Annotated in this window: 19 protein-coding genes, 1 tRNA gene and 1 other RNA gene; 16 read left to right on the top strand and 5 right to left on the bottom strand. The window is 67.5% G+C overall.

Annotated features, from left to right (window positions below):
- Window positions 1-800 precede the first annotated feature (800 nt).
- A complete protein-coding gene (locus AOM46_RS34005; RefSeq protein ID WP_158920408.1) occupies window positions 801-2828 on the top strand; it encodes a P-loop ATPase, Sll1717 family in 2028 nt (675 codons plus the stop codon).
- A 380-nt stretch (window positions 2829-3208) separates the two neighbouring features.
- Here the strand turns inward: AOM46_RS34005 and AOM46_RS13155 are convergent, their stop codons facing one another.
- Complete coding sequence (locus AOM46_RS13155) at window positions 3209-3871, bottom strand: hypothetical protein (RefSeq protein WP_062210143.1); 663 nt, start codon at window positions 3869-3871, stop codon at window positions 3209-3211.
- A gap of 141 nt (window positions 3872-4012) precedes the next feature.
- The gene (locus tag AOM46_RS13150; protein ID WP_062210140.1) at window positions 4013-4444 is read right to left on the bottom strand and encodes an NUDIX hydrolase; all 432 of its coding nucleotides are present in this window, start codon (window positions 4442-4444) and stop codon (window positions 4013-4015) included.
- An 85-nt stretch (window positions 4445-4529) separates the two neighbouring features.
- On the opposite strand from AOM46_RS13150, the gene AOM46_RS13145 reads away from it, so the two are divergent.
- The 9 genes from AOM46_RS13145 to AOM46_RS13105 all read left to right on the top strand — a co-directional run bounded on the left by AOM46_RS13145 (window position 4530) and on the right by AOM46_RS13105 (window position 11153).
- The gene (locus AOM46_RS13145) at window positions 4530-5318 is read left to right on the top strand and encodes a GntR family transcriptional regulator (RefSeq protein WP_062210137.1); all 789 of its coding nucleotides are present in this window, start codon (window positions 4530-4532) and stop codon (window positions 5316-5318) included.
- 196 nt (window positions 5319-5514) lie between these two features.
- Window positions 5515-5865: a hypothetical protein gene (locus tag AOM46_RS13140; protein ID WP_062210134.1), complete on the top strand. Its 351-nt coding sequence runs from the start codon at window positions 5515-5517 to the stop codon at window positions 5863-5865.
- Window position 5866: 1 nt separating this feature from the next.
- Window positions 5867-7201: an FtsK/SpoIIIE domain-containing protein gene (locus AOM46_RS13135; protein ID WP_062210131.1), complete on the top strand. Its 1335-nt coding sequence runs from the start codon at window positions 5867-5869 to the stop codon at window positions 7199-7201.
- 5 nt (window positions 7202-7206) lie between these two features.
- Window positions 7207-7785: a DUF2637 domain-containing protein gene (locus AOM46_RS13130; RefSeq protein ID WP_062210128.1), complete on the top strand. Its 579-nt coding sequence runs from the start codon at window positions 7207-7209 to the stop codon at window positions 7783-7785.
- Between the two features lie 18 nt (window positions 7786-7803).
- Window positions 7804-7989, top strand: coding sequence for a mobile element transfer protein (locus AOM46_RS13125; protein ID WP_062210125.1), 186 nt, complete (start codon window positions 7804-7806; stop codon window positions 7987-7989).
- A 22-nt stretch (window positions 7990-8011) separates the two neighbouring features.
- Window positions 8012-8206 (top strand): hypothetical protein, encoded by a 195-nt coding sequence (locus tag AOM46_RS13120; protein WP_062210122.1) that lies wholly within the window; start codon window positions 8012-8014, stop codon window positions 8204-8206.
- A 142-nt stretch (window positions 8207-8348) separates the two neighbouring features.
- A complete protein-coding gene (locus AOM46_RS13115; protein WP_078856763.1) occupies window positions 8349-9683 on the top strand; it encodes a replication initiator in 1335 nt (444 codons plus the stop codon).
- Window positions 9680-9895, top strand: a complete 216-nt coding sequence (locus AOM46_RS13110; protein WP_062210119.1) for a helix-turn-helix domain-containing protein — start codon at window positions 9680-9682, stop codon at window positions 9893-9895. The genes AOM46_RS13115 and AOM46_RS13110 overlap by 4 nt, the downstream gene beginning before the upstream one ends.
- Window positions 9896-9905: 10 nt before the next feature.
- Complete coding sequence (locus AOM46_RS13105; protein ID WP_062210114.1) at window positions 9906-11153, top strand: tyrosine-type recombinase/integrase; 1248 nt, start codon at window positions 9906-9908, stop codon at window positions 11151-11153.
- A 96-nt stretch (window positions 11154-11249) separates the two neighbouring features.
- Here AOM46_RS13105 and AOM46_RS13100 read toward each other — a convergent pair.
- A tRNA-Ser gene (locus AOM46_RS13100) sits at window positions 11250-11334 on the bottom strand.
- An 84-nt stretch (window positions 11335-11418) separates the two neighbouring features.
- Here AOM46_RS13100 and ffs point away from each other — a divergent pair.
- The 5 genes from ffs to AOM46_RS13075 all read left to right on the top strand — a co-directional run bounded on the left by ffs (window position 11419) and on the right by AOM46_RS13075 (window position 15693).
- Window positions 11419-11515, top strand: an RNA gene (gene ffs, locus AOM46_RS13095) — signal recognition particle sRNA small type.
- Between the two features lie 29 nt (window positions 11516-11544).
- Entirely contained in the window at window positions 11545-13665 is a 2121-nt protein-coding gene (locus AOM46_RS13090) for a DNA polymerase III subunit gamma and tau (protein WP_062210845.1), read from the top strand.
- 69 nt (window positions 13666-13734) lie between these two features.
- The gene (locus AOM46_RS13085) at window positions 13735-14082 is read left to right on the top strand and encodes a YbaB/EbfC family nucleoid-associated protein (RefSeq protein WP_078856762.1); all 348 of its coding nucleotides are present in this window, start codon (window positions 13735-13737) and stop codon (window positions 14080-14082) included.
- Window positions 14083-14271: 189 nt separating this feature from the next.
- Window positions 14272-14871, top strand: coding sequence for a recombination mediator RecR (gene recR, locus AOM46_RS13080; protein ID WP_062210108.1), 600 nt, complete (start codon window positions 14272-14274; stop codon window positions 14869-14871).
- A gap of 126 nt (window positions 14872-14997) precedes the next feature.
- Window positions 14998-15693, top strand: coding sequence for a DUF5063 domain-containing protein (locus tag AOM46_RS13075; protein ID WP_078856810.1), 696 nt, complete (start codon window positions 14998-15000; stop codon window positions 15691-15693).
- 93 nt (window positions 15694-15786) lie between these two features.
- Here AOM46_RS13075 and AOM46_RS13070 read toward each other — a convergent pair whose 3' ends face one another.
- Window positions 15787-17922: a SpoIIE family protein phosphatase gene (locus tag AOM46_RS13070; RefSeq protein WP_107080057.1), complete on the bottom strand. Its 2136-nt coding sequence runs from the start codon at window positions 17920-17922 to the stop codon at window positions 15787-15789.
- A gap of 99 nt (window positions 17923-18021) precedes the next feature.
- The gene (locus tag AOM46_RS13065; RefSeq protein WP_062210102.1) at window positions 18022-18771 is read right to left on the bottom strand and encodes a DUF2625 family protein; all 750 of its coding nucleotides are present in this window, start codon (window positions 18769-18771) and stop codon (window positions 18022-18024) included.
- 238 nt (window positions 18772-19009) lie between these two features.
- Here AOM46_RS13065 and AOM46_RS13060 point away from each other — a divergent pair, with 238 nt between their 5' ends.
- Window positions 19010-20281, top strand: a complete 1272-nt coding sequence (locus AOM46_RS13060) for an aspartate kinase (RefSeq protein WP_062210099.1) — start codon at window positions 19010-19012, stop codon at window positions 20279-20281.
- Window positions 20282-20628: the final 347 nt, after the last annotated feature.

The following is a 20628-nucleotide window of genomic DNA, read 5'->3' as shown; positions in this document are numbered from 1 at the left end:
GGAAGCGACCATAGCCATCAACCTCCCGCGTAGACCAAGATGCAAGGTTGAGCGAGGGATGCGACGGCACACAAGCGCTACGGCAACAAGCAGTGCGGAACCCAGCAGTGCCGGGCTCAGCTCAGCGTATGGCCAGTATGGCCCAAGGTATGAGATGGCCTCAAGCACTGAGGTTGGGAGTCACCGACCCGTTGAGCAAAAAACCAGCCCTAACCTGCTGGAACGAGAGCCCGCTGGTGTCGCAGCAGAGCCCGGAGAAGGCCCTGGTTGACCGCCGCTGACTGCCCCGCCGGGCATGCTGCGGAGCACGGCCCGCCTTCTGATCCGTAGCTCGAAAGGGATCGGTCATGTGGGGTCGTTGCGGGAGCGGTTGGGGTGGTGAGGGCCGGCGGCGGGTGGTGTCGGCTGCTGCGGTTGCTGTACTGCGCTGCTGTACAGCCCGTCAAACTGATGATCCATTTCACAGTTCGATCGCTTGCGGGCACTTAGGCACCGCCCTGTTCATGCCGCCTGCGCCAGTCCGGCATGCGCACCGTTCCAGCTACCCAGATTAGATACATTCCGCAAATTTCGTGATTCGCGACTATCATGCACCAATCAGCCAGATTTCTCCTGGGAGTTGTTGAAAGAGCGCCCACACATACGCGAGGTCTGCATATGATGGCCAGTCAACTCTTACAGAAAGAGGTGCCGTGATGGCGCGCCGGAAAAGAAAGAATCGGAACGACGGCGAGAAGGTTGCGCAGCCATCTGCGGCTCCTAATAGCTCACCTCGGCTTAGCAACCCAGAGTTCACAGAAGTGGCAAAATTACCCAAACAAGCTATCAGGCGCATCAAAATCGGGCAGTCATTTGCCGAGTACGACCGCTCGCTAGATGATCCGTCTATCTATGTACATACACCTGCACTTGCTGCGGCCGAGGACCCAGAAAGCAGTAAGTTCTTTTTCGTAGGCCGGAGAGGGACCGGAAAGACCGCCATCAGAAAGTACGCCTCCCTGATGGGTGAATCGGTTAAAGTCATAGTCCCTGAAATCTTTAGCCCATCTTCCACTTTGCAGGATCTAGAATTATTCACCAACGTCAGACAGCGTCCGTTTAGGTCTTTAGTTTCGGCCTTCAGGCGGTCGCTACAGATAGAACTTCTTCGCCTGTGGGCGGAAGCACAGCCAGGACACCATGGAACGCCTGCAAAGATAACCAGAGAGCTTGACGAATTCGGTTCTCTAGATTTCGATATGCGGTGCCTAACCTTTATATCGACAATCAGTGAAGCCCTCGTTGCGGGAGACGATAAACGTTGGCTAGTCGAAAATAAGGCTGCTGGGGAGCTAGCCAATGAGATGAAGCCGCTCGCATCAAGAAACATGCGCACTTATACTCTTCTGATTGACAGCATCGACGACTACTGGGAAGGGTCGGATGAAGGTCTTGTCTACTTGACAGCCTTCATGCACGCATGCCTGGAAACGTCGAGTCAAATTCCATGGGCCAGGACAATTCTCTTTTTGCGTGAGAATATCTTCGAACGTGTCCGAGCAATCGACATGGAATCGTCGCGCTTGGAAACAGCTGTCGTTGGAATGGAGTGGACAGAAAAGCAACTCCTTGAAGTCATCGAGCGGCGCCTGAACAAAAACCTGACAGCCAAGTATGCGTTGGGTGGAGCCACTTGGGGCGCGTTCTTCGAAAAATCTAAACAAGCATGGTCAGACGTCATGGAGTACTGTCAGCGACGACCTCGCGACGTCCTGATCTATGTCAGCAACGCCGTTGAGGCGGCCCAACTAAATGGGCACGAACGCATCATGATTGAGGATGTACAGCAGGCTCGACGCCGCTTTTCCGTCAACCGGCTGAGAGACCTCGGAGACGAGTACTCTGAAAACTACCCAGCCATTTCATTGCTCCTTTCAAGGTTCTATGGATTGGGACGCGAGTACACACTCGGCGGACTGGAGTCGCTGATACGGAAACTACACAACGACCCAGAGATCGTGCGACTTTGCGGGGCTTGGCTTTTCGACAATTCCTCACCCGAACGCTTCATCAGACTGCTATACAATATCGGGTTCCTAGGGATTCGCTCAGAAGGTAAGCCCGCAAAATTTCGTTCACTAGGCCCTCAGGACACAAGTCCTCCGCCGGTATCGAACGCCACTGACGTCGTAATTCATAAGTGCTATTGGGATGCACTCGACCTCCAAGAAGCGCTCGTAAGGCAATTGCCTGAAGAAAAAGAGTTCGGCAAAATAGGTGTCATCCAAGACCTACCGGGTGGACTTGATCCAACAGAATATGCGGATAACATAGATCTGGCTACGTCGGAACTACAAGAATTGCCGCTAGGGAGGCCCGGTGCTGCGGATTTCGAAGAAATCGTAGGGGATGTGATCAAACTATGCTTTTTCAGGGCCCTGGAAAATGTAGAGGACCGATCACGAGACCACGAAGGTCGCATCATACGGGATTGGATAGCCGCGAATCGCGCCCAGACAGGCTTCTGGGAATCCATTAGGGTCCGATATGACGCCGTTCAGGTGACCTGGGAATGCAAGAACTACAGAGATCTATCAGCTGACGATTTTCACCAAGTCAGCTATTACATGAATGACGTGGTTGGCCGTTTCATTGTCCTTGCCTTCAGGGGAGAGATGAAACCTACGTACTACCAGCACATCAAAAGGGTCGCTACCGACAAGAAGGGTTTCATCCTTCCTATCACTGAAAAAGATCTACACGTGTTTCTCCGTCAGGCTAAGAATGGAAAAGTGAAGGAGGATCACATTCAAGAGCGATACGATATGGTGCTCCGAAAAATTTCCTAGGGCTCGAATGGTTCGTAGCCACCTGTCGGTGGAGCGGGTTTGGGCGGTGTCCTGTCGGGGTTGGGGTCGGGCATGGTCAGGGGGCCGTACGCTTCCTGAGCTGATCGGGCGGGGCGGAGCCCTGCCCGGTTAATCCGGCCGATGGCCCCCTGGCCTTGTCCGACGCGGGTCCCGAGCCTGGCAGGTGCGTAAAGCCGTGGAGCCGACCCCCAGCCACGACGGTGCCCTAAACAGCAACCTCTTACGGCCGGTGGAGTATTGGTGTGCGGCCGGCGGTCCTTGGGCCGTGGCGGGGCGGAGACTGGAGCGGCGGCCCGGGGGCCGCCGCTGCCGTGCGCGCCGCGCGGATGCGCGGTGCCTTGATGTCGTGGAGAAGGTTGTTACTCACGCTGCGGGTGGCCGTGGGTGGTTTTGCGGGTTGCCGCGATTTCGGCTTCGGTTTCGATGTCGGTGAAGGTGAAGCGGTCCAGGTACACCAGGAGTTGGCTGGCGATGATCCACCGTATGGCCGGGCTGCGGAAGGTGACGCCGACCGCGTCGGTCAGGATCGGGCCGTCGGGTCCGGGTTGGTAGAGCGCTCCGTGGACTCCGGCCAGGGTGCAGGTCTGGACGCGTAGGGCGACGAAGCGCCGCCTCAGGTGTGGGCAGGCTCGGACGGACAGGGTTGCGCAGGGCAGGCAGACCGGCGGGTGTGCGGTCTCCAGCCCCTGGGGCCAGGAGTCGGGGTTGTCCGATGCCTCGCCCATCAGCCAGAGCACGCCGTCTTCGTTGCGATCCGCGGGGCCTCCGCAGACTTGGCACAGCAGGCCGGCCATGGCGAGGCGTTGGCGTAGGGGGTGGACGGCTCCGAAGTCGGGCTTGCCCTTGCCCGGGGTGGAGGGGACGCGGCGCCACAGCACGCCGCCGATGTCGCGGTCGTAGGAGCGTTCGTCGGCGTAGGCCAGGCGCTCGCGTCGGGTCACCACGGGCATGGCCGCCTTCTGCTCGCCGGTCCACTGGGTGATGTAGGGGACGGTGCCCCTGGTGGTGGTCGCCGGGCTCATCGGGGCCACCCGGTCACCGTGTTCGGGGGCTGTCTGTCGGCCCGATGGTTCTTAGGCCATTTACCTGTCTCACGTGTGCTCGTATACTCGTGCATACAAGTTTCTCCGTGCTGGTAGGCGGCTATGGGGTATGGGTTCGTGCTAGACGAGTTGAACGCCGTCGTGCGCGCGGACGGCTGGCGGGTTGGCCCCGTCCAGGGCGTCTGTGACGCGGACCGCGTATGCCTCGTCGGCCAGCGCCGTGACCTCCTCGCGGGTGGCCCAGCGCAGTTCGCTGGTCTCCTCCCCGGTCGTCGGCTGACCATCGATCGCGGTGCAGCGGAAGACCAGGGAGACGATCAGCCCGGTCATGTTCTTGTAGACGCCCGTGAGGGTCGCCGGCGCGGCGATCTTCACGCCGGTCTCTTCGAGGACTTCGCGTTCCAGGGCCTCGGGGATCGTCTCCCCGGCCTCCAGTACGCCGCCGGGCGGTTCCCACTTGCCGTTGTCGCGCCGCTTGATCAGCAGTGCGCGTCCCTGATCGTCCACGATCACTCCAGCAACGCTGACGGAGTGGGGACGCTCACGACTCATGTTCCTCGGCCCTCTCGACTGGCTAGGCTTCCCACCGTAGCAACAGAACTCGACTTCTCGTCTAGATACCTAAAGGAGTAATCACATGGCGGCACTTCCCTCCGGCGTCCTCGGCTCGCTGGACTCCACCAGTGACCGGGCGGTCTTCCGACAGATCGCCGACCAACTGCGCGAGGCGATCGACAAGGGACGCTTCAAGGAGGGCGCCAAGCTGCCATCCGAGTCCGAGCTGGTGGAGCACTTCGGCGTCTCCCGGATGACCGTGCGCAACGCGCTCTCCGTCCTCCAGGGCGAAGGGCTGGTGCACTCCGAGCACGGCAAGGGCGTCTTCGTTCGGCCTCGGCCTCCGGTTCGACGTCTGGCGTCCGACCGGTTCGCGCGACGTCATCGGGATCAGGGGAAGTCCGCGTTCACGGTCGAGGCCGAGGCCGCTGGGAGTCGTCCCGAGGTGGACAACCTTCAGGTCAAGGAGGAGCGCCCGACCCGGGACATCGCGACGAGGCTGGGTGAGCCGCGCAAGGTCCTGGCAAGGAGGCGGCGCTACCTGCTGGATGGGCGGCCGGTTGAGTTCGCGGCCTCGTTCCTGCCGTTGGACATCGCCCGCGACACCCCCATCGCCCAACCCAACCCGGGGCCCGGCGGGATCTACGCCCGACTGGAAGAACTCGGCCACCGCCTCGACCACTTCGACGAAGAGGTACGCGCCCGGATGCCCACCCCGGTCGAGGTGAAGACCCTGCATCTGGCTGCTGGCGTTCCCGTCATCCATCTTGTGCGTACCGCCTACGACACCGAGGGCCGCGCCGTCGAGGTTTGCGACACCGTGATGGCCGCCGACGCCTACGTGCTGGCCTATCAACTCCCCGCCAACTGAACTGGCCTGACTAACCGGGCTCCCCCGTGAGCCCGCCGGAACGACTCGTACACACCAACACCCATACTCGTATAGACGAGTGGTCAGGTGTGTGGCACACTGGACCACGCCACCACGCTCGTGGGGTCATCGGGCCGTATCTTGTCTAGACGACTAGCTGTACGTGCCGGTGAGGAACGTACGAGGAGTAACGCACGTGCGCACCATTCGAGTTGAGACTTCCGCCGCGACCATCCTGCTGACGGAGGAGCCGGCCCCGAAGGTCCGTGACCGGCAGACCGGGGAGATCGCCAAGGACGCCGTGACCGGTGAGGCTTTGATGCGGGTCGGCGTGGTCTACCTGGAGGACGGGGAGTCCTCGCTTCTCCAGGTGACCGTTCCCGAGTCCGGGGTGTCCGAGGGCCTGGCCCTGGGCGGTCCGGTCGCGTTGCCGGGGCTGGTCGCCCGGCCGTGGGAGTCGGTCTTCAACGGTCAGTCCCGCCACGGGATCGCCTTCCGCGCGGCGGCCGTCGCTCCGGCCGGCCTCCCGGCCTCGGCGGGAGTCTGAGATGTCCGATCTGGTAACGCTGTTGAGCACAGGCGCCCCCGTGGCTGCGGCTGCCGGGGGCGCCGCCCTGGCGCGCGAGAGGTACCCGCGCCTGTACTGGTCGACGGTTGGCCTGCCGTGGTCGGCCACGCGGCTGCTGACCACCTACGGATCAGTCATGGAGGCGTGCGGCCTGACCGTTCCCCCGTCCCGACTGCGGGCGTTGGCTGTGCGGGCGACAACGCGTCGCGAGGTGCGGCCCGTTCCACCCCGGCGGGGTCTGGTCCGTCCGACGGCCACGGGGTTGCGGGTCCGACTGCGGCTCGCCCCCGGGCAGGAAGTCGCCGACCTGGCCGCCGCGACCGAACGTCTCCGGCACGCGTGGAGCGTTCACGCCGTCCATGTCGCCGAGGTCAAGCCGGGGGTGGCGGAACTGCGCCTGGTCGGGTTCGACGTACTCAACGACGTGCGGATGCCCAAAACGAGCGGGGATGGATTCCTGCGAGTGCCGGTGGCGTTGCGGGAGGACGCCACGCCGTTTGTGCGCGACTATCGCACTGTCCCGCATCAACTCACCCTCGGTGCCACGCTGTCGGGGAAGTCCATGTACCTGCGGCATCTGGTTGCCGGGTTGGCTCCGCAGCGTGTCGCGCTGGTGGGGATCGACTGCAAGCGGGGCGTCGAGTTGGCGCCCTTCGCTCCGCGCCTGTCGGCCTTGGCGACCGATCCGGCCGAGGCTGCCGAACTCCTGCCCGCGCTGGTCGGGTTGATGGAGGAACGCTACGACCTCATACGCGCCCGGCAACGCGACAACGGCGCCACGCCGGATGTGTGGGGTCTGCCGGAGGAAGAGCGACGGGTGCCGGTCGTGGTGTTCGTTGATGAGGTGGCGGAGCTGTTCCTGACCGCGACGCGGAAGGATGAGGAGCGGCGGGATGAGTTGGTCACCCACCTCGTTCGCCTGGCCCAACTCGGCCGTGCCGCCGGCATCTACCTGGAGGTCTGCGGGCAGCGCTTCGGTGCCGAGCTGGGCAAGGGCGCCACCATGCTCCGCGCCCAACTCACCGGTCGTGTCTGCCACCGCGTTAACGACGAAGCCTCCGCGAAGATGGCCCTCGGCGACATCGCGCCCGAGGCAGTCATGGCTGCTTGCGCCATCCCCGCCGAACGTCCCGGCCTCGCGGTGGCGGCCGACTCCTCCGGCCGCTGGGCACGGATACGCACCCCATACCTGTCTCTGACCGACGCTGCCACGCACTGCGCGATCCATGCCCACCGTGCTCCGACGTTGCCGGCCCTGGCCCGCTTCCGGCCCGTGGTCTCGACGGCGGTCGAGTCGGCACCTGCGGGGAGCTGATCGCGATGCGCGCCCAACTGGTCAGGCCCGATCCGGTGTTGGTCCAGGCGGTGATCGCTGCCGCGTTGTCGTTCGCGCACATTCACGACCTGGCGGCGGCTGCCGGACAGGACGGTTGGAAGGCGTGGGCCTACCCGATCTCGGTTGACCTGTTGTTGGTGGCGGCCTGGCGGCGGCTGCGGTCGGGGAACGGGGTGGCTGCTGGTTGGTGCTGGTTTCTGATCGCGCTGACCGCCTCCCTCGGCGCGAACATCGCGACCGCCGGCCTGCTCGACCTGGGTGACGTGCCCGACTGGCTGCGCGTGCTGGTCGCTGGCTGGCCCGCCCTCGCCTTCCTCGGCGGCACGCTCCTCGCCCACACACCCGAACCCGAACCACCTGCCCCGGCCGGGGACGAGAGAAGACCCGAGGGCGCCCCCGCTGCCGTACCTCCTCCTCCGCTGCCGGCCGCCTTGGTCCAGCACGCCCGGAAGATCGCCGCAGAACACCAGCAACGCACCGGTCAACCCATCGACGCCTCGGCCCTCCGAGCCCGTCTCGGTGTCCCCGCACCCCTCGCCGAGGCCATCAACCGACAGCTCTAACAAGGGAGATCACGCCTCATGCTGCTCCGCTTCCGCAACGTCGCCCGCGTCGGCCCGGTCCAGGTCGGCACTGGCTATGACCAGCGTGGCCGGGAGAAGCACACGGCCGCCTGCACCGCACCGCGTTGCGGGTTCTCCGCCGAGTACGACACCCGCTCGGCCGCCGAACTCGCCGCCACCACACACCGCTGCTCCGCCTACTGAACACCGCTGAGGGAGACCGCTCGTGAACGTGAACCTGCCCGTGGTCGTCGTCTTCGGCCTCGCCGCCTGGGCGGCCGTACGCCTGCTCGGCATCCGCCCGTGGGCCGTGGCCCTGATCGCCCTGTTCGGCTTCTACCTCGCCGACACCTTCGCCGCCCCCGCCGTCGACTCCGGCACCCGCACCGGCGTCGAGATCATCAACGACCAACACGACTAGACAACTAGCCAACAAGCCGCAAACGAAAAGGCCCCGAGGCGGAACCGATACCGCCAAGCATCCACCGCCCCCGGGACCCCGACTCCACCCACGCGCACGCAGAAGGAGCAGTCCCATCATCACCCGCACCACCCCGCCCCCGTTGCCCGAACTCGGAAAACTCGCCGCGACCGGAACCCTGCCCGCCCTCGGACACCAACTCGCCGGCCTCGGCGGCTGCACCCACCCCATCCGCCTCAACGGACACCGCACCGAACACCCCATCAACACCACCACCGGCGAAATCGGCAACGCCATACGGTCCCTGGTCTCCACCGAACTACCCGCCGGAAACCTCCTGACCCGCTGCAACAACCGCCGCGCAACCCGCTGCCCGGCATGCGCCGAGACCTACCGCCGGGACACCTACCAGCTGATCACCGCAGGTCTGAAGGGTGGCAAGGGCACCCCGGAACGCGTCGCCGAACACCCGCGTGTGTTCGCCACCCTCACCGCGCCCAGCTTCGGCCCCGTCCACAACCGACCCACCAACCGAGCGCGTTGCCGCTGCGGGACCGTCCATGACGCTGCCTGTGCCCAATTGGGCACACCGCTCGACCCCGACCGCTACGACTACGAATCCGCGGTGCTCTGGAACGCCCACGCCGGCCACCTCTGGCGCCGCTTCACCATCCACCTCCGCCGCGAAATCGCCAAGCGGGCCGGACTCACCCAACGCGCCCTCGCCGACCATGCTCGCGTCTCGTTCGCCAAGGTCGCCGAGTTCCAAAAGCGCGGCGCCGTCCACTTCCACGCCGTCATCCGCCTCGACGGACCCAAAGGCGGCTCCTCCCCACCCCCGCCGTGGGCGACGGCCGAACTGCTGACCGACGCCATCCACACCGCCGCACACCGAACCCACATCACCGGCCCCACCATCGACGGCCGCACCCACACCTTCACCTTCGGCCGACAGACCGACGTCCGCACCATCCGCTCCACCGACCTCGACGGCGACACCGAACTGACCGACCAAGCGGTCGCCGGCTACATCGCCAAGTACGCCACCAAGGGGGCCGAGACAACGACGGGCGCGCTGGATCGGCCCTTGAGATTCCTGGCCGAACTGGCGCCCATGAAGATCTCCGAGCACGCGCGACGGCTGATCCGAACGGCCTGGAACCTCGGCGCACGCAAGGACCTGGAACACCTCCGCCTGCGCGCCTGGGCCCACATGCTCGGCTTCCGAGGCCACTTCTCCACCAAATCCCGCCACTACTCCACCACCCTCACCGCACTCCGCGACGCGCGGGCCGAATGGAGAAGACAACAAACCGGCGACCACGGCACGGACGAAACAACCCTCGTCCTCGCCCACTGGGCCTACGCCGGCACCGGCCTCAGCCCCGCCGAAACGTGGCTCTCGGCGAGCCTCGGCCGGGCCGAGCAGACCAACCGCGCCACCGCCCGCGAGGCGATCAGGGAGGCATCGCTATGAAGGAGTTCACCGACACCGCCCCCACCGCCCTACTCACCGTTGAAGAGGCGGCTCACAGGCTGCGCATCGGGCGGACGACCTGTTACGCCCTGATCTCCTCCGGACAGATCGAGTCGGTCACCGTGGGGCGGCTGCGACGCGTTCCGGTCGACGCGTTGGCCGCCTACGTCCGCCGGCTGCGCGCGGCCTCCCGTACCGCCCTGGCCGCGTGAGGGGGCAACGATGACGGAGCAGCAGGAACCGAAGAAGCGGACTCGGCAGCCCAACGGAGCGTCCTCGATCTACCTCGGCAAAGATGGGAAGTGGCACGGCCGCGTCACCGTGGGCGTTCGCGACGACGGGAAGCCGGACCGCCGGCACGTCGAACGCAAGACGCGGGCCGACGTCACCCGGGCCGTGCGGGAGTTGGAGAGGCAGCGGGACGCCGGGAAACTGCGCAAGGCCGGGAATCGGTGGACGGTCGGCGCCTGGCTTGAGCACTGGGTCAAGGAGATCGCCAAGCCGTACGTGTCCGAGAACACCTACGACGGCTACGAGGTGGACGTTCGTGTGCACCTGGTGCCGGGCCTCGGCGCCCATCGGCTCGACGGGCTGAAGCCGGAGCACCTGGAGCGTTTCTACCTGAAGATGCAGCGCAACGGCAGCGCCGCCGCGACGGCTCACCACGTGCACCGAACCGTTCGCGTTGCCCTCGGCCAAGCCGTCAGGCGGGGACACCTCACGGTCAACGTCGCGGAGATCGCCAAGGCGCCTCGGCTGGAAGAGGAGGACATCGAACCGTTCACCATCGAGGAGGTGCAACGGGTGCTCCTGGAGGCGTCCAAGCTCCGCAACAGCGCGCGTTGGGTCGTCGCCCTGGCGCTCGGCCTGCGGCAGGGGGAAGCGCTTGGGCTGCATTGGGAGGACGTGGACCTGGCCGCCGGCTATCTGCGGACCAGGAAGAACCGGTTGCGGCCGAGGTACGCGCACGGCTGCGGCGACACCTGCGGCCGGAAACCGGGCTACTGCCCGCAACGAAAGCAGGTGCGACGGGAGTTCAAGTCAACGAAGTCGCGGGCGGGACGTCGCACGATCGGGCTGCCCGAACCGGTGGTCACGTTGCTGCGGAAGCACTGCGAGCAACAGGAACGGGAGCGTGAGGCGGCCGGCGCAGCATGGGAAGACAAGGGCTATGTGTTCGCCTCGCCGACCGGTGGACCGTTGAGTCCCAACACGGACTACCACGTGTGGAAGCGGCTTCTTCGGGACGCCGGGGTGCGAGACGGCCGGCTGCATGACGCTCGCCACACCGCCGCGACGGTGTTGCTGATTCTCGAGGTCCCGGACGTCGTCGTGGACTCGATCATGGGATGGGAGCCGGGTGGGGCGGCCCGGATGCGGGCGCGGTACATGCACATCACGGGGCCCATGTTGAAGCAGGTGGCGGGCCAGGTCGGCGACGCGCTCTGGGGAAACCAGGCGACCAGCTGAGTCAGACCGACTGAGACGGAAAGTGAGACGGAGAACGACGAAGCCCCCGGCCGTCGAGACGGTCGGGGGCTTCGTGACAGCCCGGTGAAGGCTGGGCGGAGGATACGAGATTCGAACTCGTGAGGGTGTGAACCCAACACGCTTTCCAAGCGTGCGCCCTAGGCCACTAGGCGAATCCTCCGCCGGACACGATACAAGACTTGGGGGAGTGGTCGCGAACCGCATGCGGGGGTGGGGGTGGGGGGTGGGATCCGGTAGGGTTGGCGTCAGCCCCTCACGTGGCGCTATCTCACTGAACTCCCCCAGGGCCGGAAGGCAGCAAGGGTAGGTGGGCTCTGGTGGGTGCGTGAGGGGCCCTTGTGTGTCAGTGGGGGCCTATATCGTCGTTGTTGTGTCCTCCCTCGCGCTGTACCGCCGCTACCGACCCGAGACCTTCGCCGAGGTCATCGGGCAGGAGCATGTCACCGACCCCCTGCAGCAGGCGCTGCGGAACAACCGGGTCAACCACGCGTATCTGTTCAGTGGTCCGCGAGGCTGTGGTAAGACCACCAGCGCGCGGATCCTGGCCCGTTGTCTCAACTGCGAGCAGGGCCCGACACCCACCCCCTGTGGGGTGTGTCAGTCCTGCCAGGATCTGGCGCGGAACGGTCCGGGTTCGATCGATGTGATCGAGATCGACGCCGCCTCGCACGGCGGTGTCGATGACGCGCGGGATCTGCGGGAGAAGGCGTTCTTCGGCCCGGCCGCCAGCCGTTACAAGATCTACATCATCGACGAGGCGCACATGGTCACCTCGGCGGGCTTCAACGCCCTGCTGAAGGTGGTCGAGGAGCCGCCCGAGCACCTCAAGTTCATCTTCGCGACCACGGAGCCGGAGAAGGTCATCGGCACCATCCGGTCGCGGACCCACCACTACCCGTTCCGGCTGGTCCCCCCGGGCACCTTGCGCGAGTATCTCGCCGAGGTCTGCGCCAGCGAGGCGATCCCGGTCGAGGAGACGGTGTTGCCGCTGGTGGTGCGGGCCGGCGCGGGTTCGGTGCGGGACTCCATGTCCGTGATGGACCAGCTGCTCGCCGGCGCGGACACGGCCGGAGTCACCTATGAGATGGCCACCGCCCTGCTCGGGTACACGGACGGCGCACTGCTGGACAGCGTGGTCGACGCCTTCGCCGCCGGCGACGGTGCCGCCGCCTTCGGCGTGGTGGATCGGGTGATCGAGGGCGGTCATGATCCCCGCCGCTTTGTGATGGATCTGTTGGAGCGGCTCCGCGATCTGTTGATTCTGGCCGCGGTGCCCGACGCCGCCGACAAGGGGCTGATCGACGCCCCCGTGGACGTGCTGGATCGGATGCGCGCGCAGGCGGCGGGCATGGGCGCCGCCGAGCTGAGCCGGGCCGCCGATCTGGTCAACACGGGGTTGACGGAGATGCGGGGCGCCACCTCGCCCCGGTTGCAGCTTGAGTTGATCTGTGCGCGGGTGCTGCTGCCCGCCGCCTACGGGGACGAACGCTCCCTCCAGAGCCGGTTGGACAGGTTGGAGCGGGGTGTGTCGCCGGCCGCGGCGACCCCGGCGCCCGCGCCTCCCCCCGCCCAACCACCCGCAGCCCAGCCACCGACCGCGCAACCACCGGTCGCCCAACCACCGGTCGCCCAAGCGCCAGCCGCCCCACCACCGGTCGCGCAACCACCCGCCCCGCAGCCTCCCGCCGCGCAGGCGCCGCCACCCGCACAGGCGCCGCAGCCCGCACCGGGCGCGTGGCCGGGTGGGGGCGGCGGGGCCCGTCCCGGGGCCTGGCCAGGTTCCGCCGCGCCGGCCTCCCCCACCGCCCCCACCACGCCGCCGGCGCAGCAGCCCGCCCCGCAACAACCCAGGTCACCGCAGTCCGCGCCGCAGCAACCCGCCGGCGGCACCGGCGATCCCGCCCAGGTGCGGCAGCTCTGGCCGGACATCCTGGAGGCGGTGAAGGGTCGCCGCCGCTACAGCTGGATCCTGCTGAGCCAGAACGCCGAGGTCGTCGGCTTCGACAGCGCCAGCAGCACGCTGCGGCTCTCCTTCGCCTCCCCCGGGGCCAAGGACAACTTCGTGAACAGCGGCAGCGAGGACGTGCTGCGCCAGGCGCTCAACGACCGCATGGGCGTGTCCTGGCGGATCGAGGCGGTGGTCGACCAGGGCGGCGGGGGTGGCGGCGGCCTGCGTCCCGCTCCCCCGGGCCCGGTGGCCCCGCCGGCGCCTGCGGCGCCCCCGCCGGCCTCCCGTCCCGCCGCGCCGGCGCCGGCTCCCGGGCAGCGGCCGGGCGCTCCCGAGCCGTCCCGGCAGGCGGCCGCTCCCGAGAGCCCGCCGCCGGTCGCCCAGGCGCCGAGTCCGCCGAGCCCGCCGCGTCCCCGGGTGGCCGCCGAGGACGATATGCCGGCCGAGGATGACGCCGATCTCGACGACACCGCGCTCAGCGGTTACGAGTTGATCGTTCGGGAGCTGGGAGCGACGGTTCTTGAGGAGATTCACCACGAGTGAGACCCGGGCGACGGGAGCCCGTACGCTCAGGGGTACGGATTTGTTGTCGATAGCCCAGGAGTGAAGCCCGTGTTCCCTGGTGGCGGTGGGGTCGATATGCAGCAGTTGCTGCAGCAGGCCCAGAAGATGCAGCAGGACCTCGCCACGGCGCAGCAGGAGCTGGCCGAGACCCCGGTCGAGGGGAGCGCGGGCGGTGGCCTGGTCAAGGCCACGGTCACGGGCTCCGGCGAGTTGACCGCCCTGGAGATCTCGCCCGCCGCGGTGGACCCGGAGGACACGGAGACGCTGGCGGATCTGGTGATCGCCGCCGTGCGGGACGCCAACAACGCCGCTTCGGAGCTGGCCAAGGCCAAGTTGGGCCCGCTCGCCCAGGGCCTGGGCGGCGCCGGCGGCGGCATCCCCGGCCTGCCGCTCTGACGACATGGCCGACAGCGGTGTGTCCGCCACGCGCGCCACGCGCGCCACGCCCGTCATGTCGCCGGGCTCGAACGGTGCACGGGACAACGGTGCACGGGGCAACGGTGCGCGAGACGACGGTGCCATCGGGGCGCGGCGTGAGCGGGGCGACGGTGGGTCGGGCAAGGGGAGAACAGGAAGAGGCATCCCGTGTATGAGGGCGTAGTCCAGGAACTCATCGATGAGCTGGGCCGGCTCCCGGGCGTCGGTCCGAAGAGCGCCCAGCGGATCGCCTTCCACATCCTCCAGTCCGAGCCGGCCGATGTGCGCCGGCTCGCGCATGCCCTGACCGAGGTCAAGGAGCGTGTGCGGTTCTGCACGATGTGCGGCAACGTCGCCCAGGAGGAGCACTGCCGGGTCTGCGCCGACCCGCGTCGCGACCCCTCGGTGATCTGCGTGGTCGAGGAGCCCAAGGACGTGGTGGCCATCGAGCGCACCCGCGAGTTCCGTGGCCGCTACCACGTGCTGGGCGGGGCGATCAGCCCGATCGACGGGGTCGGCCCCGACGACCTGCGGATCCGGGAGTTGCTGGCTCGGCTCGCCGACGGCTCGGTCATGGAGCTGATCCTGGCGACCGACCCCAATCTGGAGGGCGAGGCCACCGCCACCTACCTGGCGCGCATGGTAAGCCCCATGGGTCTCCGGGTCACCCGGCTAGCCAGCGGGCTGCCCGTGGGGGGAGACTTGGAGTATGCCGACGAGGTCACCTTGGGCCGCGCCTTTGAGGGTAGGCGCCTGCTCGATGTGTAACGCGATGAGCGCCATGGGCGTGATCAACGTGACCACGATGAACGTGACCGCGACAGCGGGGACCGTTGGGGAGGCGACCGCCTGATGTCCGACGCGACGAGCGGTACCGGTATCGATCAGACGCCGATGGACCAGATCGAGCAGGCCGGTCGGCTGGGCCGCGGGGAGGGAGCGCCGGCGACTACCGCGGGGCCCGACAGCTTCTCCGTGCAGATCTCGGACCATGTCGAGAGCTTTGTGGTCGCGGTCACCGAGGTGGCCAGAGGGGACGATCCGGACAGCGCGGTGCCGTATCTGCTGTTGCAGATCTCGCAACTCCTGCTCGCCGGCGGCCGGTTGGGCGCCCACGAGGACATCGTCCCGGATGAGCGCTACGAGCCGGACACGGGCCCCGACCCGGACATGGACGAGTTGCGCGAGCGGTTGGCGGCGTTGCTGACGCCCGTCGACGTGTACTCGGAGGTCTTCGACCCCTATGTGCCGCACAGCAAGCCGGTCGCGGCGCGGATATCCGATGATCTGGCGAACATCATCAGCGATCTGCGGCATGGCATGGCGCACTACCGCGAGGGCCGGGTCAGCGAGGCGCTGTGGTGGTGGCAGTTCTCCTATCTGACGAACTGGGGCCCCACGGCCAGCGCGGCGCTCCGCGCGTTGCAGTCCCTGGTGGCGCATGTCCGACTGAACACGCCGCTCGCCGAGTTGAACGGCCTGGACACGGACAGCGCGGCCGAGGACGGCGATCTGGAACGGCAGGCGGGCCGGGTGATGGCCGCCGAGATCGGCGCCCCCCTCGGCCTCAACACGGCCGACCGAGGCTAGGGCCACCGACGCCGGGCCGACCGACACGAGGCACCGACGCCGGGGCGAGCAAACACGAGGGGCACCTGCGCGAGGACGACGGGGCGCGCCCCGTCAGTCGCCGGTGCGCAGAAGCAGCAGCGCGATGTCGTCGCTTCGGGTCTCCGCGTGGTCGGTGCCGTGCAGCAGCCGGTCGGCGAGGACGTCCATCCGCTGGTCGTCGGCGCCGAGCAGCTGGTCGGCCATCCGGAGTGCGGAGTCCTCCAGGTCCTCGCCCGGGGTCTCGATCAGCCCGTCGGTGTACATCACCAGCACCGAGCCAGGGGGCAGGGGGATCTCGACCTCCTGGTACTGGGCGTCCGGGTCGATCCCGAGCAGCAGTCCGGGGGGCGCCGACAGCAGGGTGGTGGTGCCGTCCGGGCGGCGCAGCACCGGGGGTGGGTGTCCGGCGCTGGCCAGCCGAAGGCGGTGCGTGGCGCGGTCGTACTCAGCGTAGAGGCAGCTGGTGAAGAGGCCGGGGTCGAGGTCGGTGAGCAGCCGGTTGGTCCGGCTCAGCACCTCTCCGGGGGAGACGCCGGCGGTCGCGTGGACCGCCGTTCTGACCTGTCCCATCAGGGCGGCGGCCGTCACGTTGTGGCCCTGGACGTCGCCGATCGCCAGTGCGGTGTTGTGCTCGTCGAGCGGGATCACGTCATAGAAGTCGCCGCCGATCTCGATGCCCTCGGTCGCCGGTAGATACCGGGCGGCGACGGCGAGTCCCGGGAGATCGGGCAGGCGGTGCGGGAGGAGCCCGGCCTGGAGGCTGAGGACCAGCTGGTGCTTGGCGTCATAGAGCCTGGCCCGGTCCAGCGCCTGGGAGATCAGGCTGGACAACGAGGTCAACATCGCTCGTTCCTCGGCCGAGAAGGGATGCTCCCGGTCGTAGGCCAGCACGAAACAGCCAACGGATCGACCAGAAGTGGTCAGCGGCAGAAATCCCCAGGCGTGCAGATCGGGTGACGGCCGTAGGTGCGGGTGGTCGCGCAGCAGCGCCTCGGTCGAGGCGTAGAACGCCGGCGCGCGGCTGACCAGGGCGTGGGCCGCGGGCGAGGGCGGCGGGTAGAGCGGCTGGTTGTCATAGCGTTCGATGGTCTCGGGGGTGAAGCCCCGGTAGCCGACGGACCGTAGACGACCGCCTTCGGCGACAAAGAGAATGACCGCTTGCGCGTCGAACGCGGGAATCAGCTGGTCGGCGACCGTTTCCACCACATCTTTGACGCCTACCGCCTGGGTGAGCGAGGCGGCGAGCTGAACCAGTTGGTAGAGGGCCCCGCCCTCGGCCGGCGAGGTGGGGAGCCGGGATTCCTCCAGTCCGGCGGCCACACCGTCCGGGCCGGGTTTGGCGGCGACGTTGATGCTGATGCCCAGGCCGCGCGGTCCCGGATAGACCCGGAACGAAAGCCAGTGATCAGGTGGCCGTCGTGCGGTGAGCGAAACCGGCTCTCGACTGAAGATCGCCGTTCGGTACCGATCGGCCACCACCGGGTCGCGCAGCCAGGGCAACGCCCGGTGCGGCCGTCCGCCGACCAGCTCGTCGACCGTGGTGCCGAGCAGTTCGGCCGCCCGTTCGTTGGCGTGGGTCACCACGCCCGTCAGATCCACGACGCACCATCCCTCGGGCAGCAGCTCCACCAGGTCGACGGCGGCCAGCGCCTCGTCGGGCTCCGGGGTGCGGGCCCGGGGACGTTCCAGCACCCGGGGCTCGTCGCCCGGGAGCAGCGGCGCCCGTCTGCCGTCCGCCGTTCGGATGACGTCCGCCATCCGCCGACAGAGTCGGTGGAGTCCGGCCTGCTCGGCCTCGGTGGGTCGCGGCGGGTGGGAGGCGGGCCAGAACAGGGAGACCGCGCCTCGGCAGAGGGGCGCGCCGCCGGACTCGTCCACGACGGGCGCCGAGCCCATCGCGAAGGCGTAGGGCATGCCCATCGCCGCCTGGCGGTCGTCGCCCGCGACCTCGCCGCGCCCCTGGACGTCCTGCCAGACCAGCCGGTGTTCCCTGGCCGCCTCGGCCACCGGAAGCCGGGCGTCCAGCCGGACCCGGAGCCATGGCCAGGCCAGCTCGGGGGGAACGCCGCAGATCATCGCCAGCCGCAGAGTGTTCGAGCCGGGCCGCAGCAGATATGCCGCGCCCCCGTAGGCGCCGGTCTCCGTCAGGGCGTCGAGCAGCAACGGGCCGAGCGAGGAGATCCCTGAACCATGCCGAGAAACACCCACAATCAAACGATATGCCCGGATAGGGCCGCTGCCCAGACGGGCGCCGGGGCCGGAACGGACGCCGCCGGGACGGGGCCCGCGCCCCGCCCCGGCCCCGTCTCAGTCCAGCCCGTCGGTGACGCCGAGAAAGCCCGGGTCGGCCTGGGTCAGTTGCCGGGCGTACCGGTGGTGGAGCCCCAGCAGCTCGGCCATGGGCACCGCCTGCCGCTTGGTGCCGGCCAGATCCCGCTGGGCTTCGAGCGACCAGAGCGGCGGCACCAGCGAGATGCCGTCGGTCGCGGTCTCCAGGGCGCGGCTGTCCGCGCGCCAGCCGGGCCAGCGCAGCTTCCGGTAGAAGTCGGTCGGCTCGCCGGCGAGCACCCAGTCGAGCCACCCCTCGTACGGGAGCGCCAGCGCCTGCCAGCGCAGGGTGTCGGGGGCGAAGTAGACCACCTCCCCCGGCTGTCCCGGCCGGCCGGCGGCGGCCGGGTCGTCGTCGTTGACGGCGAAGGTCCCGCCGAGCACGTCCTGCGCGACGATCAGCCCGGGGCTCGGGCGCCAGTCGGGGTCGAAGCGCTCGGGGAACACGTTCACCTCGGCGAGTCCCGGCAGTCCGCCGGGGTTGCGCGGCGTCGCGCTGCCGAAGACCCGCAGCCAGCCGTCGTCCACCAGCAGGCCGCCGCAGTGCAGGGCGAAGGCGCCCAGGTGGGAGCGGGCGGTCACCTGGAGCTGCAGCAGGGTGGCCCGGCCGAGCGCCGGATCCGCCGGGACGATCTCCACCGGGAGGGCGGCCGAGGACACCTTGCTGACGAGTTCGGGCCAGGCCGGCTCGGACACTTCGGTCAGTTCTTCCAGGCCACGCGCTTCCATATCTGTGCCTTGTCTATGCCGTGGACGCCTTGACCGACCACACCATCGTGATCGATTTCCGCCATCTACTGCCGATGTGAGGTCGATTACGTTTCGTGCTTGTTTCGGTGTGTTCCCCCGTCCAGCGGGCAGGGGTCGTCGCTGGACGGGCGGGGTCTTCGCTTCGCTCGGTAGTATTCAGCCGGCCGCAGTCCCCACAGTGACTGCGGAGAGTGACTTACACGAGGAGCGAGCACACGTGGGCCTTGTCGTGCAGAAGTACGGCGGCTCCTCCGTTGCCGATGCCGAAGGTATCAAGCGGGTCGCCAAGCGGATTGTCGAGGCCAAGAAGAACGGTCACCAGGTGGTGGTCGTGGTCTCGGCGATGGGCGATACGACGGATGAGCTGATGGATCTCGCCGCGGAGGTGTCCCCCGTCGCCTCCGGGCGGGAACTGGACATGTTGCTGACCGCCGGAGAACGGATCTCCATGGCCCTGTTGGCGATGGCGATCACGTCGTTGGGGCACGAGGCGCAGTCGTTCACCGGGAGTCAGGCCGGCGTCATCACCGACGCCGTGCACAACAAGGCCCGCATCATCGATGTCACGCCGGGTCGTATCAAGAGTTCGGTCGATCAGGGCAATATCGCGATCGTCGCGGGCTTTCAGGGAGTGTCTCAGGGCAGCAAGGACATCACGACCCTGGGCCGGGGCGGGTCCGACACCACGGCCGTGGCCCTGGCCGCCGCCCTCGACGCCGAGGTGTGCGAGATCTACACCGATGTCGACGGCGTGTTCACCGCCGACCCCCGAGTGGTGAAAAAGGCCAGGAAGATCGACTGGATCTCCTTCGAGGACATGCTGGAACTGGCCAGTTCCGGCTCCAAGGTGCTGCTCCACCGCTGTGTGGAGTATGCCCGCCGTTACAACATCCCGATCCATGTCAGGTCGTCGTTCTCGGGAAAGCCCGGAACCTGGGTCGGGAGCCGTCAGCAGGAAGGGGAACCGGTGGAACAGGCAATCATCTCGGGGGTCGCCCACGACACCTCGGAGGCCAAGGTCACCGTGGTGGGCGTGCCCGACAAGCCGGGCGAGGCGGCGAAGATCTTCCGGACCATCGCGGACGCCACCATCAACATCGACATGGTGGTGCAGAACGTCTCGGCCGCGTCGACCGGGCTCACGGACATCTCGTTCACGCTCCCCAAGGCCGAGGGGCGCAAGGCCATCGAGGCGCTGGAGCGGCAACGTTCCCTGATCGGCTTCGACGCGCTGCGCTACGACGACCAGATCGCCAAGATCTCGCTGGTCGGCGCGGGAATGAAGACCAACCCCGGGGTCACGGCGACGTTCTTCGAGGCGCTGTCCAACGCGGGGGTCAACATCGAGCTGATCTCGACGTCGGAGATCCGCATCTCGGTGGTCACCCGTGAGGACGACGCCAACTCGGCGGTGCGGGCGGTGCACACCGCCTTCGGTCTCGACAGCGACAGCGACGAGGCCGTGGTCTACGGGGGAACCGGGCGCTGAACCTACGGAACGCTGGAACGTGCCGCGTTCCGGAGGTGTCCCGGACGCGTCCCGGCGCCCTTCGCTGATCGGCTACCCGCGAGTGGCTAATCAGAGTTGTCCGAGGTTGGTCGGTTGTGAATCTCTCGTGACCAACTCGTAGGCTGGGACGGCTTGCTACGGACCGAGCGCCCGAGAGACGATTTCCTCTCCCCGCACCGCAACACACCACCAGCGGTGCGGGGAGAGTCTTTGGCGCGCCTTTTCATCGGCGCGAGGTACCGACCAGACCAGGGCATCGACGGCAGGGCGGCGTAGATGAGGGCAATACACCCGATACCTATCAGTCTGCCCGCGCCGTACAACCT

Source organism: Streptomyces sp. NBRC 109706, assembly GCF_000974485.1.
Classification (GTDB): Bacteria; Actinomycetota; Actinomycetes; order Streptomycetales; family Streptomycetaceae; genus Streptomyces.
Note: the sequence above shows the minus strand (reverse complement) of the source record. Positions and strands in the feature narration are given on the sequence as shown.

Coding starts and splice junctions, on each gene's coding strand:
- AOM46_RS13135 (WP_062210131.1), top strand. CDS start 5,867: ATGTCCGATCTGGTAACGCTGTTGAGCACAGGCGCCCCCGTGGCTGCG.
- AOM46_RS13130 (WP_062210128.1), top strand. CDS start 7,207: ATGCGCGCCCAACTGGTCAGGCCCGATCCGGTGTTGGTCCAGGCGGTG.
- AOM46_RS13125 (WP_062210125.1), top strand. CDS start 7,804: ATGCTGCTCCGCTTCCGCAACGTCGCCCGCGTCGGCCCGGTCCAGGTC.
- AOM46_RS13150 (WP_062210140.1), bottom strand. CDS start 4,444: ATGAGTCGTGAGCGTCCCCACTCCGTCAGCGTTGCTGGAGTGATCGTG.
- AOM46_RS13065 (WP_062210102.1), bottom strand. CDS start 18,771: ATGGAAGCGCGTGGCCTGGAAGAACTGACCGAAGTGTCCGAGCCGGCC.
- AOM46_RS13105 (WP_062210114.1), top strand. CDS start 9,906: ATGACGGAGCAGCAGGAACCGAAGAAGCGGACTCGGCAGCCCAACGGA.
- AOM46_RS13110 (WP_062210119.1), top strand. CDS start 9,680: ATGAAGGAGTTCACCGACACCGCCCCCACCGCCCTACTCACCGTTGAA.
- AOM46_RS13145 (WP_062210137.1), top strand. CDS start 4,530: ATGGCGGCACTTCCCTCCGGCGTCCTCGGCTCGCTGGACTCCACCAGT.
- AOM46_RS13075 (WP_078856810.1), top strand. CDS start 14,998: ATGGACCAGATCGAGCAGGCCGGTCGGCTGGGCCGCGGGGAGGGAGCG.
- AOM46_RS13155 (WP_062210143.1), bottom strand. CDS start 3,871: ATGAGCCCGGCGACCACCACCAGGGGCACCGTCCCCTACATCACCCAG.